The following is a 14,884-nucleotide window of genomic DNA, read 5'->3' as shown; positions in this document are numbered from 1 at the left end:
CAACCCTGAGGAGTGGGCGCCTCACGAGCCTGCGGCGGGAGTGTATTCCCGACCGGCCCGCGCCAGCTCCGCGACAGCCTCTGCCTCCTCGACCGGCAACTGGGCGCGCCGGGCGAGCCGAATGGCCGTCTCCAGGTGATCAACCGAAGAACGAGCGGATCCTATCAGGTGCTCTGCCGCCCCGAGATACAGCAGTGACTGCACCTCTTCCATGACGGCGCCGATGCCTCGGGCGAGGTCCAACGCCCCCAGGTGCTGCCTCACCGCATCCTCGGCGCGACCCGCCCGACGAAGCGCCTTTCCCGCTTCGTTGAGGCAGATCACCTGATTCCGCACGTCACCCAGCTCCCGCGAGGATTCAAGTGCGACGCGGAACAGGTGTAATGCTTCGTCCAGCTGTTCCGGGATGTCCATTGCGCTACCGAGCGTGATTTGCATGGTGGCCAGGTCGGATTTGTTTATATTGGCCGGATCAATATCCAGCGCCTGGTGCAGAAGGTTCTGCGCGGCCGCTGTCTCTCCGATTCGAACATGGAGATCCCCGAGATTGTTCAATGCGCGCCTCTGGAAGATCCGGTCGCCTATGGCCCGGAATTCCCGCAAGGCTTCGCCGAGGAGGATCCGTGCGATTCCGTACCTGCCCATGTACAGAGTGAAGATTCCCAGATTGTTCATGCAGCGGGCGGTCTGTCGCCGGTCACCCGCCTGCTCACGCAAGCCCAGCACCTTGCGTTGCACCGAGAGCGCCGCGTCAAGGTGGCCCCGGTGCCAGGCCAGGGTGCCCGACTGGTGCAGGGCCTCCAACTCGGCGGCCGTGTCACCGGTCTCGGCGGCCACGGTCACCGCGCTCCCGAGCGCCGCCGTGGCCTGTTCGTAGCGACCGGAGTGGGCGTGGACCGTGCCCAGGTCGATACGGGCCCGGACTTCGGCGGCCGGCTCGCCCGCCTCCATCCAGTAGTGGACGGCGTGCCGGTGGATGTGCTCAGCCTCGTTCCAGAAGCCGTTGGCTTCGAGGAAACCGGCCATGACGTGCCCGAGGAGCGCCGCCTGACGGGGCAGGCCGTGCGTGCGGGCGTAATGAGCTGCGTTGATCAGCCCGAGGTGCTCGGCCATCAGCCAGTCCTTGGCCTCGGAGGCATCCTGCCATCGTGGCAAGTGGTCGGGGCGGGCCGGCTCGATGCCGATGTCGAGCCGGGGCCGCTCGGGGTGGATCAGGCGGTCCGCCGCGTCCACGGCGGCGATGTAGAAGTCGATCAGCCGTCGTACGGCGCTGTCGCGTTCCTCGGGCGACTCCTCGGCGGACACCAGATCGAGGGCGTACGCGCGCAGGAGATCGTGATAGCGGTACCGCTCCGGCGCTGGGGCCTCAAGCAGATGCGTGTCGGTGAGGGCATCGATCAACCGTTCCATGCGCGGCAGGGAAAGGCCCATGACGGCGGCTGAACTGTGGGGCCCGAAATCTGGCATCAGGTGAAGGCTCAGCAGCCGGAACGCGGAGCGCTCCGCCACGGTGAGCGTGGCATACGAGACCTGGAAGACGACCGACAACTCCCGCTCGGTGTCGTGTAGTTCCTCGATACGAGCGTGTTCTCGGGACAGGCGTTTGATCAGATACGCCAGACTCCAGCCGGGCCGCGAGTTCAGACGGCTTGCCGCTATTTCCACGGCGAGCGGCAGAGACGCGCAGAGACGAACGATTGTCGAGACCTCTTCCGGGTCGCCGACACGGTTGTCGGAGATCAATCCCCGGAACAGTGCGGCGGCATCCTCTGCCGGAAGCACGTCCAGGGTGAGCGGACGGTTACCCGGCAGGCCGGAGAGGTGCCGGCGGCTGGTGATGAGCACCAGGGAACGCGACGCTCCCGGCAGCAAGGGACGTACCTGTGCGGCATTGGTCGCATCGTCGAGTACGACCACCATCCGCCGTTGGCTCATCGTGGTCTGCCACAACACGGTGAGCTCGGCCAGGGAGTCCGGGGGGCTCTTGGGCAGCGCTCCGAGGATGCGCAGCAGTTGCGTCAGCGCCTCGAACGGCGTCATCGACGTCTGGGCCGGGGCATGGCCCCTCAGGTTGACGTGTACCAGGCCGTCAGGGAATTGGTGGGCCAGGTGCTCCGCAGTGGTCCAGGCCAACAGCGATTTGCCGACCCCCGCCATACCGGAGATGGACTGCACTGAGACAGTGGGATCGGAATCCCGGGCAGTGGACAGACGGCTCAGCAACGTGTGCGTTTCGCGCTGTCGCCCGATCAGTGGCGCGTGCTGGGGGAGGGTGTGCGGTGCTGGGGTGCCCGGCGAGTGCCGTCGTCGGCGGGCTGTGCTGATCAGCGCACTGACCGGGGCATGCGAGAGGATCATTTCGTGGGTGCGCGCCAGTTCGGGGCCTGGGTCCGAGCCGAGTTCCTCGCGAAGGCGGCGGCGAAGATCCGCGTAGAGGCGTAGTGCGTCGGCGTGCAGGCCGCGGCCATGACTGGCGATCATGAGCTGGCCGACGAGTACCTCGTCGGTGGGGCGGCGTCTCACCAGGTCCGACAACTCTTCGATGACTTCGGCGTAGTTGCCCCGGCGCAGTTCGACGGCTGTTCTCGCCACGACCGCGTCGGCTCGCTTCTCGTACAGAGTGTTGCGTACGGTCTCCGCCCACAGGCCGCCCAGACCGGCCAGGGGCTCCCCACGCCACAGCGACTCGGCCCGGTGGAAGAGGTCCAGTGCCTGTTCGTCGTTCGTGTGCTCCGGTCGCTGGGCCAGCGATCCGGCCTGAGTCACCAGGCGCTGATAGCGGTACCAGTCCACGGCCTCGGGCACCGATTCCAATGTGTAGCTCCGTGACCGGCGGCTGATGAAGGGAGTGTTCCCGTGGCCGGCCTGTATCTCCGCCATGTGCCGACGTAATCGGGCGGTGTTGGCGTAGATGCTGCTCAGCGGGTTCCCTGGTGGCTCGTCGTCCCACACGCGGCGGATGAGGGTCTCCACCCCGACCGGCCGTCCGACATCGTAGGCAAGTGCCGCGAGGAGGTGCGCTTCTTTGGTGGCACCGAGTGCCAGGACGCGGTGATCGTGTCCGATTTCGATCGGTCCGAGAATTCTGCACTCCACCAGCGCTTCTCCCCTCGCCGCGGCGCTTGGGTGGAAGTTCTCTCCAATGAGCATGACATATCGTCAAGTTTAGGCAATAGGTGGGCTGGGTCGAATGACGCAAAGCTTCTTCTCGCCGCGTCGACGTATGAGTGAGCCGGGATCAGGGGTATGTCACAGGGGCACACGTGAGCACAAACCATGACACATGTCCGGCAGACCGATTTCGGGGGTTCGGATGGCTGGGATGGCGGTCGCCCGTCTGACCGAAGCGCTGCTCAGTGGTGCTGTCGATCCTCAGGCCGCCATCGCGGCCGTGGGCTCGACGCTCGAACCGGACGACGCCGTGGGGCGAGCGTTGACGAGGATGGAAGCCGCCCCGGGTGACGTCCGGCGCGCAACGGAGTTGGCGGTCGCCCTGCTGGACGCAGCCGACAACCGGCCGGAACTGGCCGCTCTGCTCCGTGGCTGGACCGTCGGCCTCGCGCCGTCGGCCGACGACGCGGGCTCTCGCGGCGCCGGTTCCACGGGCCGGGGCGGTGTGGGGGAGCACTCCAACACCATCGAGGGCGATGCCCGTCTCGCGGGACACAGCGTGCAGGCCCGGGACATCGCCGGTGGAGTTCATTTCCACGGCCCGGTGCCGGCCCGGGCGCTCCCTGTTCCTCGACAGCTTCCCCCGGTTCCGGCACCTTTCGTCGACCGTGTCGCGGACGCTGCCGCGCTGGACGGTATGCGGCCCTCCGGAGTGATCGTCGTCAGCGGCCCGGCCGGCGTCGGCAAGACCGTCTTCGTCTCACACTGGTTGCACCGGATCCGCGAGGAATTTCCCGACGGACAGCTTTACGCGGACCTCAGGGGCCATTCCCAGGACACCCCCGCCGACGCGCAGGAGGTGCTGGGCCAGTTCCTGCGAGCCCACGGCTTCACCGATCTGCCTCCCGATCCCACCGAACAGGCGGCGTTGTGGCGGTCTCTCACCGTGGATCTGCGGATCGTGGTGGTGCTGGACAACGCTGTCAGCGCCGCTCAGGTGCGACCGCTGCTGCCCGCCGCCCCGGGCAGCCTGGCCGTCGTCGTCAGCCGTCGGCGGTTGAGCGGCCTCCTGGCAGAGGGGGCGGCGTTCCACGAACTCGGCCTGCTGGAGCCCGTTGCCGCGAGGGAACTGCTGACGAGCCGTATTGGTGAGCGCCGCGCCGGGCGAGAGAGCGAGGCAGTGCGTGAAATCGTCTCGCTTTGTGCCGGACTGCCGCTGGCACTGTCGGTGGCGGGCGCCCGGATGGCCGCCCGCCCGCGGCGGAGCATCAGTTCCCTGGCGGATGCCCTCACCAGGGAGGACGGACGCCTAGACGTCCTGCGTGCAGAGGGCCACGGGGCCGTACGGGCGGCTCTCGACGCGTCCTGCGCCGCGCTTTCCCCGCCCGCCGCGCGTGGCTACCGCCGATTGGGGGCGATGCCGTTCACCGTGTTCGGCACAGAGATCGTCGAAGCCGTCTGCAACCTGACTGCGGCGCGGGCGGAAAACGTCGTCGAGGAACTGATCGAGGTGAGCCTCATCGAGGAGTTCGGCTCGGGCCTCTTCCGCTTCCACGACCTGGTCCGCCTGCACGCGGCTCAGTACGCGGCCGCCGAGGACCCGCCCGACGCCTTGCGCGACGGTGTCGGACGAGCGATCGGTTGGTATCTGGCGACCGCCACGTCCGCTGAAGCCCTTCTGGCCCCCAGCCACCGAGATCTGCCCCGCACCTATCCTCCGGGGACACCGCCGGCACGCACTTTCGACGGGCCGGGCACCGCGCTGTCATGGCTCGCCCGTGAACAGCTCCAACTGGTCACGGCGTTGCGCACCGCCGACCGGAACGGATGGGATGCCATCGTCTGGCAACTCGCCGATGCTCTGTGGCCACTGTGGCACCGGCTGCGCCCGTACGACGTGTGGATCGAGGCTCATGAGCGGGGGCTGGCGGCGGCCCGGCGCGACGGTTCTCCCAGAGGCGTGGGCCGCATGCTCACCAGTGGAGGCGGTGCCCTGCTGAACGCCGGCCGCCCGGAGGAATCCCTGGGCTGGTACACCCTGGCGCTCGACGGGGCCCGCCGTGACGCCGACCGGAAGGTGGAAGCCCAGGCCCTGCACGGCATCGGCCGCTCCCATCAAATGGCGGGACGCCTGGCCCGCGCCGTGGACTTCTTCGAGCGTGCGCTGGTACTGCGGCAGGCAATCGGCTACCGGCGGGGTGCGGCGCTGAGCCGAGTGTGCCTCGGTGACATCGCGACGACCGAGGGACGTACCGATGAGGCCATCAGCCAACTGAGCCTGGCCTACGCCGATTTGTCGGCTGTCCGGGACCGTCATGACGCGGCGCGTGCCCGGGCCTTCCTCGGCCGGGCGCACGCCGCGCGCCAGGATTTCGATTGCGCGGAACTCCACTTGGCGGGCGCTCTGGAGGAGTTCCGGTCGATCGGGTCCGTGCACTGGCAGGGCCGGACGATGGAGATGCTGGGTCTGTCGGAGCTGGACCGTGGCGAGGCGACGTCCGCCCGGCAGTGGTTCGAGCGATCGCTCGCCGTCTATCGTTCGATCAGCCCAAGGGACACCGGTCGGCTGCGCGAGCGGATCAGCAGGCTGGAGGGGCCCCCGGCAGGCAGCTGAACTCCTGACGCGACCCAGCCGTGCAGCAGCGAGGCCACCAGGGCATGCTGCCGTGTCCTGAGCATCGATCCCCTTACGAGTATCTCCCGCCCGCTCCGGCACAGCGCGAGACATCCGCCATCCGCGAGACGTACCTCGGCCAGCAGACAGCCGGGGTACTCGTCCAGCGTCCGTCGGAGCAGTCGCAGCGCGGCGGGGGCATCCAGAACCGCGTCGGCGCAGAGGACATCGGCGCAGCGCAGCCACGCCGGGTTCGCACCGTTGCCCAGCCGGGCCCGTAGATGCTCGTCCGACGTCCGCAACTGGCCCTGGCAGCGCGGCGGCGCGAGGGTGCTCGATTGATGCGTCAAGGCAACGTAAGGTCCGGCGGTCAGCGCCGTCGGGCGGCATCCACAGCGCTCGGCCGGCTCGCTTGGGGGACCAGTCGGGCCCCATTCCACCATCACGGCCGTCACATCGGCCGCCATCATCCGCGTACCACCCGGGTGAGCTTCGGCGGCATCGCGAGCGGGAGCGTTTCCGGCCGGCGCGCAGGCTGCCCCAGCCCGAGTATCCCGTAGAGCAACTGCCGGAAGCGGCGGTTGAACGCTCCGGGTTCGGAGCAGATGCCGGATGCGAGCGCCTTGTAGTCCTCCGACCGGTACTCTTCGGCCGCGTAGGCCAACTGGTCGGCCAGCGGGTGGTGCGCGGACAGAGCCGGCACCGTCCGGGCCAGAGCCGCGCCCGGGGAGTCGGGGTTGACGCTCTCCCGAGGGTAGCGCGACAGCAGGATGGGGGCACCGGTCATGGTGCCGTACAGCGTCACGGAACTGTAGTCGCCCACGATCCAGTCGGCCGCGATCAAAGGCTGACGCCACTCCTGCTCGGGGGGCAGGAGAGTGACCCCCGCTTGACGGCAGCCGGCCAGCCAGGACTGCACCTGCCAGTTCCCGTGCCAGGCCCAGACATTGGGATGGACGAGCACGGCCACCCGGTATTCGCGACGGGGAAGTTCCGTCACCAGGCGGCGCAGTAGTCCGTCCAGGCCACCGAATACCGACTGCCGTCCCCACGCCGAGGTCACCAGAACCAGCTTCTCCCCGTCGCGCAGCCCCAGAGCCTTTCGGTAGCGGTTCCTGAGCGGCAGACTCGCGGCGATCCGGTCATGACATGGGTCCCCGACCACCTCTGCCCGAGGCACGGCCTGGGGACACGCGTACGCCAGTTCCCGCCGTTCCTCGTCGTGTGCCAAGGCGACCGCTGCCGGTATCACCTCACCGTTACGCATGAGATAGCGCTCACCAAGGCCTCCGATCGAGCGCGCCCCCGGCGGCACTCCGTCCACCGCTCGTTCCAGTTTCAGATGCCGAGCACCGTGGGACAGCAGAATCACCGGAGCCCGGACCTGATCGATGCCCTGTGCCCCTGCGGCCAGCGCCACGTCGAACTCCTCACGCACCGCTCGGGACCAGGGCAGCACCTGTCCACCCAGGCGGCGCACCAACCGCCCGGCCCCGTCGTTGAAGGCGTGCGGCGCCACCGTGAAACTGACCTGCACGCGCAGATCCGACTCCAGCAGTGGCAGCACATCCCGCAACCGATTCCCGTATACCTCGGTGTGCACGATGAACAGCACTTTCTTGCACCCGGGCAACGTCACCCATTGCGCCGGGTCCCTGTGTGCTTCTGACATTTCTCCCCCTTGCCGATCGTGTGTCGGCGTCGCGTGAAGCGACCTGAAGCGAGAGTGCACGTGAGGGCCAACGGACCGCTTGCCCCCGCCTTGCAGAAACCTTGATGCCCAGGTCGGACCTGTCGGGCGGACGCTTGCGTCGCGTCGGCCCGTGGACCCCGTGCCGCTTCCCGCGACGTTCTGTGCAGCAGACGGATGGGCGGCTACGGTGGGATACCGGGGACGCACAGAGCGGAGGGGGCTGCGTGGAAGCCGAGCTGGCGGCGCTGAGCGCGTCGGGTGCCACTACCGTGGTGAGCCTGATGGCCACCGACGGATGGAACATCGTGAGATCACGGGTCGCTGCGTTGCTGCGGCGGGACGGCCGAACTCGTGAAGACAGAGTCGAGGACGAGCTGGAGGCGGAGTGCCGCGAAGTGGCTGCGGCGCGGGCCGGCGCGGACACGGCGGCAGTCGCAGACCTCGAAGCCGTCTGGCGAGCCCGGTTCCGTCGTCTTCTGAGCGAGGATCCGGCGGCGGTGACGGTGCTGCGTGACTTGATCGAGCAGAGCCCGCCCGCCCCGCGGTTGCTCCGCAACACCATTCACGGGGGCGAGTTCCATCAGAAAGTCGTCCAGACCGGCGACATCGGGGGAGACCTGAATCTGAGCTGACGGCGAGGTACGGGCCGCCCGGCGGGTCGGGGCGAGAGCGTCAGGCGGCCTCGTCCATGCCGTCGTGGAGGGCCGCGGCCCATTCCAGCAGCAGGACCTCGTACGCCTCCGCGGGCCACGTTCCGTCGGCCGCGTCGACGAGCGCGCGGATCCGGTCATTGGCCGCCGCGGCGCTGAGGGCCGACGGGGCGGATGCGGATGCGGATGTGGAGGACATGTGACAACCGTAGGGGCAGCGGCGGTGGCGGGAAGCCGATCGGGACGCGTCCTTCCTCACACTCGCCGCCGCGTCCCGTCCCGCCGGGCGTCGTCCGCCGGTCGGCCCGCCCGTGCGGGGACCCCGTGCGCCGTCGTGACCAGCGTGAACAACACGATGCCGAGGAGCATCCGGTAGATCACGAACGGCATGAAGCTTTCCGCCGTGATGAATTTCATCCGGCAGGTCGACGGCGACCGGGGTCCGTCTACTCGCAGCCGACCCCGTCTCCGTCGCGGTCGAGGTGCCGGCCGTAGCCCGGGTCGCCGGCGCGCAGGGGTGCGGCTCCGGCGGCCCGGGCCGCGTCGCAGTTCTCGTAGTACGCCGCCCCGCCCCCACTGCCAGGGTGGTGGCTGCGCTCTGTGCCGTAGGAGCCCGATTGCATACTGTCGGCCGCCTCGTACCCAAGGCCGCCGGAAGCTGCCTTGAGCATGCCCGGCGGTCAGCTCGGTGATCCGGAGGGTGCCGGTGGTCGCGGTCGCGCGCGGTCACCGGGGGGCAGTTCGTTGATCAGGTTCTGGACGAGGGTACGGATGTCGTCGCGGATCGGTCGCACCGCCGCTGTTCCTTGTCCGGCCGGGTCGTCGAGCTTCCAGTCGAGGTAGGTCTTGCCCGGGAAGACGGGGCAGGTGTCGCCGCAGCCCATCGTGATGACGACGTCGGATGTTCGCACGGCCTCGGTGGTGAGGACCTTGGGGATCTCGGCGGCGATGTCGATGCCGACCTCGGCCATGGCCTCGACCACGGCGGGGTTGACGGTGTCGGCGGGGGTGGATCCGGCGGAGCGGACCTCGACGCGGTCGCCGGCGAGGTGGGTGAGGAAGGCGGCGGCCATCTGGGAGCGACCCGCGTTATGGACGCAGACGAACAGCACCGAGAGTTTTCGGGGGTCAGGCACGAGCGGAACCTTCCGGAGCGGCGGTCGGATCAAGGGTGTTGTCGGTGGGGGAGGGGAAGAAGCGCCGTGTGGCCAGGGCGACGTGGACCAGGCCGATCAGGACGGGGACTTCGATGAGCGGGCCGACGACTCCGGCCAGTGCCTGCCCGGAGGAGGCGCCGAAGGCCGCGATGGCGACGGCGATGGCGAGTTCGAAGTTGTTGCCCGCCGCGGTGAAGGCCAGTGCGGTCGTCCGCGGGTAGTCCAGACCGACCGCGCGTCCCAGGGCCATGGATCCGGCCCACATCACGGCGAAGTACACCAAGAGCGGCAGCGCGATGCGCGCCGCATCGACGGGGCGGGAGGTGATCGCCTCTCCCTGCAGGGCGAACAGCACGAGGATCGTGAACAGCAGCCCGTAGAGGGCGAACGGACCGATGCGCGGAATCAGCTTGGTCTCGTACCAGGTGCGTCCCCGGGCCTTCTCGCCCAGGCGGCGAGTGAGGAACCCGGCCAGCAGCGGGATGCCCAGGAAGATCAGGACACTGCGGGCGATCTCCCACGGACCGACATCGAGGCCGGCCTGTTCCAGGCCGAGCAGGCCGGGCAGGACGCTGAGGTAGAACCAGCCGAGCGCGGAGAAGGCGATCACCTGGAACACGCTGTTGAGGGCCACCAGGACGGCGGCGGCCTCACGGTGGCCGCGGGCGAGGTCGTTCCAGATGATGACCATGGCGATGCAACGGGCCAGACCGACGATGATCAGGCCCGTCCGGTACTCCGGCAGGTCCGGCAGGAAGAGCCAGGCCAGGGCGAACATCACCGCAGGCCCGACGATCCAGTTCACGACCAGGGACGGGATGAGGAGGCGGCGGTCGCGGGTCACGGTGTCCAGGCGGTCGTAGCGGACCTTGGCCAGAACCGGGTACATCATCACCAGCAGACCGAGCGCGATCGGCAGGGAGACACCGGTGACGGTCACCTTCGCCAGCGCGTCCCCCAGACCGGGGAGGAGGCGGCCCAGTCCGAGTCCGGCGGCCATCGCGACCAGGATCCACACCGCCAGGAACCGGTCCAGGAACGACAGCCGGGCCGCCACCGGCCCGGTCCGCGGATCTGCGGCGGTCACGACACGGCCCCGGTGATGGTCTTCCCGGCCCGCTCGGGAAGCGGTGTTCCCGCGGAGCGGGTCAGGATGCCGGCGAGCCTGTCCGTCATTTCCGGCAGCAGCCAGTAGTAGACCCACGTCCCTCGGCGCTCGCAGTCGATCAGTCCGGCCTGCCGCAGCAGCTTCAGGTGGTGCGAGATTGTCGGCTGGGACAGGTCGAAGGCGGGGGTCAGGTCGCACACGCACACCTCACCACCGGCCCGGGAGGCGATCATCGAAAGCAGCCGTAGCCGGATCGGATCGCCCAGGGCCTTGAACACCTTCGCCAGTTCCACCGCCTGGTCCGCGTCCAGCGGGGCGGTCAGCAGACCGGGGCAGCAGCCCTCGGCTCCGTCCCGGCCGAGCACGTCAAGCTCTTGTTTCGACATTCTTCTATGTTGACGTTCTTCGATTCAGGTTGCAACCTTGTATCGATAGGCATCGATACAAGGAAGCCGAAAGGGGATCTTCATGTCCCGCGTTCAGCTTGCCCTCAACGTCGCCGACCTTGAGGTATCCGTCGCGTTCTACTCTCGACTGTTCGGGGTCGAGCCGGCCAAGCGCCGCCCGGGGTACGCCAACTTCGCCATCAGCGAGCCACCGCTCAAGCTCGTCCTGATCGAGGGTGAACCCGGCCAGGACACCCGCCTGGACCACCTCGGCGTCGAGGTCGCCTCCACCGACCAGGTCCTCGCGGCCGCCGACCGTCTGAAAGACGCGGGGCTCGCCACCTTCGAGGAGAACGACACCTCCTGCTGCTACGCGCTCCAGGACAAGGTCTGGGTCCACGGCCCCGGCCTCGAGCCGTGGGAGGTCTACACCGTCAAGGCCGACGCCGAGCAGATGGGCAAGAGCCCTGCCGCCGATCATGGCCCCGGCGGCTGTCGCGGCGGGCAGGAGGGCGGCGACGGGTCCGGCGCGGTCGGCGTCGGCTGTGGGGCCTGAGAAGCGGTCCTCGGCCGGTCGCCACCCTGCCCGCCGGCCAAGGTGCTCGGACCCGCCGGCTACGGCACTCGGTCACACCTCGGCAGGCAGGGGCTCGTGGCAAACAGTGCTGTCAGTCGTCGGTGAGGGAGTCCTTCGCGCCCTTGGCGCGTTCCTTCGCGCCCCGCATGGTGTCCTTCGTCTTTCCCTTGGCCTGGTCGGTCCTGCCTTCGGCTTCCGTTCGCCGGTCGCCGGTCAGCTTCCCGGCTGCTTCCTTGGCCTTGCCCTTCGCCTTGTCCATGGCGCTGTCGTCTTCACGCATCACGACTCCTCGCTGGTCGGACACTTACCCACCCAAGCTATGCCAGACAGTGGTGAAACGCCCGGCAGGCGGCATTCGGTATCGGATCCCCCGCGTCTCCGCGGCGCTGGGCCGTGGCCCGCCGTGCGTCCCCCGTCGCGGCGGGCCGTCGCCAGGGATGTCGGTCCCGACCAGCACGAACAGCGCGATGCCGAGGAGGATCCGGTAGATCACGAACGGCATGAAGCTCTTCGTCGTGATGAATTTCATGAACCACGTCATCCTTCGGACTCCCTGGCCCCTGTGACCTGCCGCTTCCACCACCCGGCAAGATCATCTGGGAGAAAGGTGGGAGATACCCCCGCCATCTCTTCCCCCGCCTCCCGCACGAAGCGCACGAAGCGCTCCTGCAGCGCATCCATGATGCGCCGCTCCATCACCGTTGTCACGTTCGCGTACAGTCCCTCCACGCCCGCGACCTCATGCCCCATGCGGGACTCCACCGCGATCCGCGAGTGCATCCCGCCCGCCTCGTCGATCCACTCCTTGTGGCCGTGCCGCAGCAGATACAGCCGCTTCCCGGCGTAAGCCGTCGCCGGGACCTCCGGAAGCGGACGGCGCGAGGCCACTTTCTGCCGCTGACCCAGCCGTGTCCGCTCGAACTCCTCGGAGGCTTTCCGGCCGTCGGCGATCGGCCGCCAGTAGTGATAGGTGAAGTTGGCGTTGGCCAGCAGCCCGCCATTGATCGACCGGAACACGAACTCGCCTTCGTGACTGGCCAGCAGCAGCTCCAGCAACTCCGCCAGGAACGGCGGCACGACGAGGGTTCGCCTGCTCTCGTACTTCGGCGAGAACAGCTTCAACTCGCCCTTCTCCCGCTGATGCTGCCACTGCACCCGGACAGCGGGCATCAGATCACGGCCGTAGCGCACCAGATCTTCCGCGTGCCGCTCCTCGCGGTCCTCTTCCTCTGAGTCGTCCAGCGGGTCGGAGGCCGGCCATGCCGGATGGCAGTATGCCCGTCGCAGCGCGTAAAGCTCGGCGGGCCGCATTCCAGTGGTGGCCATCGTCCACACGAAGACAAACCCGTCGAGGCCCCAGAATGTGAGCGCGTTGCAGGCCAGCTGGTGGACCTCTTCGATGCGCATCTCCCGCTTGCGTTCACGGGGCTTCTTCTTGTACCGGCCGCGGCGGGCTTTCTTGCCCTTGGGGACGGGTGAAGAGGGGCGCAGTTCGTCGTCGACGGCGTCGTCCATGAGCATCGAGAAGACGGTGAGGATCTCTTCGCCGTATTTCTTGCCCACGTTCGGCATGGCCGCGAGTTGCTTCTTCCAGGCGCGGTATGCGGAGGGTTTGACGTCACCGATCGCAGTGCTGCCCCAGCGCGGGATGATGTACAGCCGCAGCATGGAGCGGATCGCCTTGTCTCGCAGGTGACCGACGTCAAGGGTGCTAACCCAGGTCTTGCAGTATTCCTCGATGGAGACGGAGCCGTCCCGGCGGCTGATGTACCGGTCGTTGCGTACATCGGATTCGCGGTCGAGCCCGTACTCGTAGGCTTCCTGGTCAGTTTCGAACCCGGAGGCGCCGTCGTAGATCTTCTTTCCGGTCTCGGGGTTCACTTTCCCGGAGTCCCAGCGGACTCGCCATGTGGTGCCGCGCTTCTCGGTATAGGGCATACGTGTATCCCCTTGATGCCTGGTGGGTCTGAGCAGTGGTGGAGCTAGCAGGCACCCCTGTCTGCCAGCCTCCGATGTGATCTCCTACTCTGCCGTGCCGACGGGGCAGCCGCGGCAGCTGCGGCAGTCTGTGCCGAGCCCCTTCAGCAGTCGCCGGACCTGCGCTTGCACGCGGGGCTCGATCGCTGCTGCTGGGGTGAGGACGCACACCCTCTCTCCACGGATCAGGAACGTTGCAGCGATGTGGCCCGGCTTGTCCAGATCGATCGCTCTGCTCATAGGTCCCCCTTGACCTGACGGAGAACCCCTCCAGGTGTTACAAAGCGTGCCACGTTAGTCACTGGCGTGACAACGATTGCCTGAACTTCCTTCAAAACCCCATGTCACGATGTGGTTACACGTAAAAGGTTGTATGGCACGCCACTTGATTCTCTACTTCTTCGGCTGGCCTGGAAGAAGGCCCGCCGCCCGCAACCTGTCGATGGCGGCCTCGGCCAATGCCGTGGCCTGTGCGAGCGTCAGCTCAGGCGTTGTGAGTGACGCGGCTTCACGGATTGCGGTCTGTACCTCCGCGTCCACGGTGGAGAGGTCTGGCCGGCTGATCCGTCCGTCGTGGATGAGTTCACTGCCGTCGGTGAGGTGGATGGAGTCGGCGCCGTCGAGGACGGCGCGGCAGGAGCCGGAGAGGAACCCGAAGGTCTTTTCGATCTTCGCGTAGGTGGTCTTGCTGACGCTGGTTCCGTTTTCGGCGTTCCTGTATGTCATGTGGGAGAGGCCGCAGGCGTCGGCGGCTTTCTCCTTGCTGGAGTAGCCGAGGGCGAGGCGCTGCTGCTTGATGAGGTCGCCTAGCAGCCTGAGCTGGGAGGCGGCGCTGTCTGTGGGGGCGGCCATGGCGGTCATCATCCCAGCTACCTATAGCTACCGCTAGCGGAACTTGAGGGCATGACCTGAACGTGACCTTGGGGTAGAGCTTCGCTTAGCGCCATCTAGCGTTAACTAGAGATTTTTAGAGGTTACTTGCTAGTAGCCGCTAGATTCATCTGTAGGTAGCCGCTACATTCGGTCCATGGAACCCCCAGCCACCACGTACCAGGTGGACGGGGCGGAAATCCGCGCCCGCCGCATGGAGCTGGGCCTCAGCCAGGCCGAGTGCGCCGCCCGAGCCCGGATAGCACGCCCGTACCTCTCGCAGATCGAAACCGGGGCAAGGCAGCACCTGAGGCCCCCCACGTACAAGGCGCTACGCGCCGCCCTCGCACTCACCCCCGACGACCGTCGGCTCCTCGATCCAGACGAGGACCCGGCCAGGAAGGAGAGTAATGGCATCCCCCACCAAGCCGAAGCCGGTCCTTGAGAAGCACTACAAGCTCAAGGAGGCAACCGACAAGCTCGGCTTGTCCGATCCCGAGAATCCCGACGACAAGACCGGCCAGAGGTGGCTGCGCGACGGGGTCAACCTGCACGGCTTCCCATGCCGTCGGATGGCCGGCCAGCTGCGCTTCAGCGAATCAGATCTGGCCGAGATTTCGGAGCTGAGCCGGGAACGGCGGCACGGCAACAGCGGCCCGCGCAGGAAGCGCCGGCCTCGCAAGACGGTGACCGTCGCCACGCTCAACGCCGCCGCCTAGTACGGCTGTCGGCCCCGACCGC

Annotated in this window: 15 protein-coding genes and 3 pseudogenes; 5 read left to right on the top strand and 13 right to left on the bottom strand. The window is 67.8% G+C overall.

Annotation, left to right across the window (positions count from 1 at the left end; genetic code table 11):
- Window positions 1–21 precede the first annotated feature (21 nt).
- Window positions 22–3,150, bottom strand: coding sequence for an AfsR/SARP family transcriptional regulator (locus IG02_RS0131370; protein ID WP_051765962.1), 3,129 nt, complete (start codon window positions 3,148–3,150; stop codon window positions 22–24).
- A 172-nt stretch (window positions 3,151–3,322) separates the two neighbouring features.
- Between IG02_RS0131370 and IG02_RS0131365 the strand changes: the two genes are divergently transcribed.
- Window positions 3,323–5,725: an ATP-binding protein gene (locus IG02_RS0131365; RefSeq protein WP_051765961.1), complete on the top strand. Its 2,403-nt coding sequence runs from the start codon at window positions 3,323–3,325 to the stop codon at window positions 5,723–5,725.
- Here IG02_RS0131365 and IG02_RS41840 read toward each other — a convergent pair.
- Both IG02_RS41840 and IG02_RS0131360 read right to left on the bottom strand, forming a co-directional pair.
- A complete protein-coding gene (locus tag IG02_RS41840) occupies window positions 5,644–6,075 on the bottom strand; it encodes a hypothetical protein (protein WP_158712411.1) in 432 nt (143 codons plus the stop codon). The two genes, IG02_RS0131365 and IG02_RS41840, sit on opposite strands and share 82 nt — an antisense overlap.
- 116 nt (window positions 6,076–6,191) lie before the next feature.
- Window positions 6,192–7,397, bottom strand: coding sequence for a hypothetical protein (locus tag IG02_RS0131360; protein ID WP_030755555.1), 1,206 nt, complete (start codon window positions 7,395–7,397; stop codon window positions 6,192–6,194).
- A gap of 245 nt (window positions 7,398–7,642) precedes the next feature.
- Between IG02_RS0131360 and IG02_RS0131355 the strand changes: the two genes are divergently transcribed.
- A complete protein-coding gene (locus IG02_RS0131355; RefSeq protein WP_030755552.1) occupies window positions 7,643–8,050 on the top strand; it encodes a hypothetical protein in 408 nt (135 codons plus the stop codon).
- Window positions 8,051–8,090: 40 nt separating this feature from the next.
- Here the strand turns inward: IG02_RS0131355 and IG02_RS42330 are convergent, their stop codons facing one another.
- The 6 genes and pseudogenes from IG02_RS42330 to IG02_RS0131325 form a co-directional block, all read right to left on the bottom strand.
- Window positions 8,091–8,267 carry a hypothetical protein gene (locus IG02_RS42330; RefSeq protein WP_199814122.1) on the bottom strand — a complete coding sequence of 59 codons (177 nt, stop codon included), beginning with the start codon at window positions 8,265–8,267 and terminating at the stop codon, window positions 8,091–8,093.
- A gap of 56 nt (window positions 8,268–8,323) precedes the next feature.
- Window positions 8,324–8,485: pseudogene (locus IG02_RS43205) on the bottom strand (hypothetical protein); the annotation flags it as partial.
- 29 nt (window positions 8,486–8,514) lie between these two features.
- Window positions 8,515–8,652: pseudogene (locus tag IG02_RS43200) on the bottom strand (excalibur calcium-binding domain-containing protein); the annotation flags it as partial.
- A 96-nt stretch (window positions 8,653–8,748) separates the two neighbouring features.
- Entirely contained in the window at window positions 8,749–9,204 is a 456-nt protein-coding gene (locus IG02_RS0131335; protein ID WP_037804807.1) for an arsenate reductase ArsC, read from the bottom strand.
- Window positions 9,197–10,312, bottom strand: a complete 1,116-nt coding sequence (gene arsB / locus IG02_RS0131330) for an ACR3 family arsenite efflux transporter (RefSeq protein WP_030755543.1) — start codon at window positions 10,310–10,312, stop codon at window positions 9,197–9,199. Before arsB ends, IG02_RS0131335 begins: the two co-directional genes overlap by 8 nt.
- Entirely contained in the window at window positions 10,309–10,719 is a 411-nt protein-coding gene (locus IG02_RS0131325; protein ID WP_030755540.1) for an ArsR/SmtB family transcription factor, read from the bottom strand. The genes arsB and IG02_RS0131325 overlap by 4 nt, the downstream gene beginning before the upstream one ends.
- Window positions 10,720–10,801: 82 nt before the next feature.
- Here IG02_RS0131325 and IG02_RS0131320 point away from each other — a divergent pair, with 82 nt between their 5' ends.
- Window positions 10,802–11,275, top strand: coding sequence for an ArsI/CadI family heavy metal resistance metalloenzyme (locus IG02_RS0131320; RefSeq protein ID WP_030755537.1), 474 nt, complete (start codon window positions 10,802–10,804; stop codon window positions 11,273–11,275).
- 112 nt (window positions 11,276–11,387) lie between these two features.
- Here the strand turns inward: IG02_RS0131320 and IG02_RS0131315 are convergent, their stop codons facing one another.
- From IG02_RS0131315 to IG02_RS0131300, 4 genes and pseudogenes are all read right to left on the bottom strand, one after another.
- The gene (locus IG02_RS0131315) at window positions 11,388–11,576 is read right to left on the bottom strand and encodes a CsbD family protein (protein WP_030755534.1); all 189 of its coding nucleotides are present in this window, start codon (window positions 11,574–11,576) and stop codon (window positions 11,388–11,390) included.
- Between the two features lie 156 nt (window positions 11,577–11,732).
- A pseudogene (locus IG02_RS39990) lies at window positions 11,733–11,849 on the bottom strand (undecaprenyl-diphosphatase); the annotation flags it as partial.
- Complete coding sequence (locus tag IG02_RS0131305) at window positions 11,834–13,234, bottom strand: integrase (RefSeq protein WP_030755528.1); 1,401 nt, start codon at window positions 13,232–13,234, stop codon at window positions 11,834–11,836. The gene IG02_RS0131305 and the pseudogene IG02_RS39990, both read right to left, overlap by 16 nt.
- A 432-nt stretch (window positions 13,235–13,666) precedes the next feature.
- Entirely contained in the window at window positions 13,667–14,125 is a 459-nt protein-coding gene (locus IG02_RS0131300) for a helix-turn-helix domain-containing protein (RefSeq protein WP_158712410.1), read from the bottom strand.
- Window positions 14,126–14,300: 175 nt separating this feature from the next.
- Between IG02_RS0131300 and IG02_RS39985 the strand changes: the two genes are divergently transcribed.
- On the top strand, window positions 14,301–14,588 hold the full coding sequence (locus IG02_RS39985; protein WP_078854973.1) for a helix-turn-helix domain-containing protein: 288 nt from the start codon (window positions 14,301–14,303) through the stop codon (window positions 14,586–14,588).
- Window positions 14,554–14,862, top strand: coding sequence for a hypothetical protein (locus IG02_RS0131290; RefSeq protein WP_030755523.1), 309 nt, complete (start codon window positions 14,554–14,556; stop codon window positions 14,860–14,862). The genes IG02_RS39985 and IG02_RS0131290 overlap by 35 nt, the downstream gene beginning before the upstream one ends.
- Window positions 14,863–14,884: the final 22 nt, after the last annotated feature.

The sequence above is a fragment of the Streptomyces sp. NRRL F-5135 genome, from assembly GCF_000719775.1.
Taxonomy (GTDB): Bacteria; Actinomycetota; Actinomycetes; order Streptomycetales; family Streptomycetaceae; genus Streptomyces; species Streptomyces hebeiensis.
This window is presented reverse-complemented; position numbering and strand designations above follow the sequence as displayed.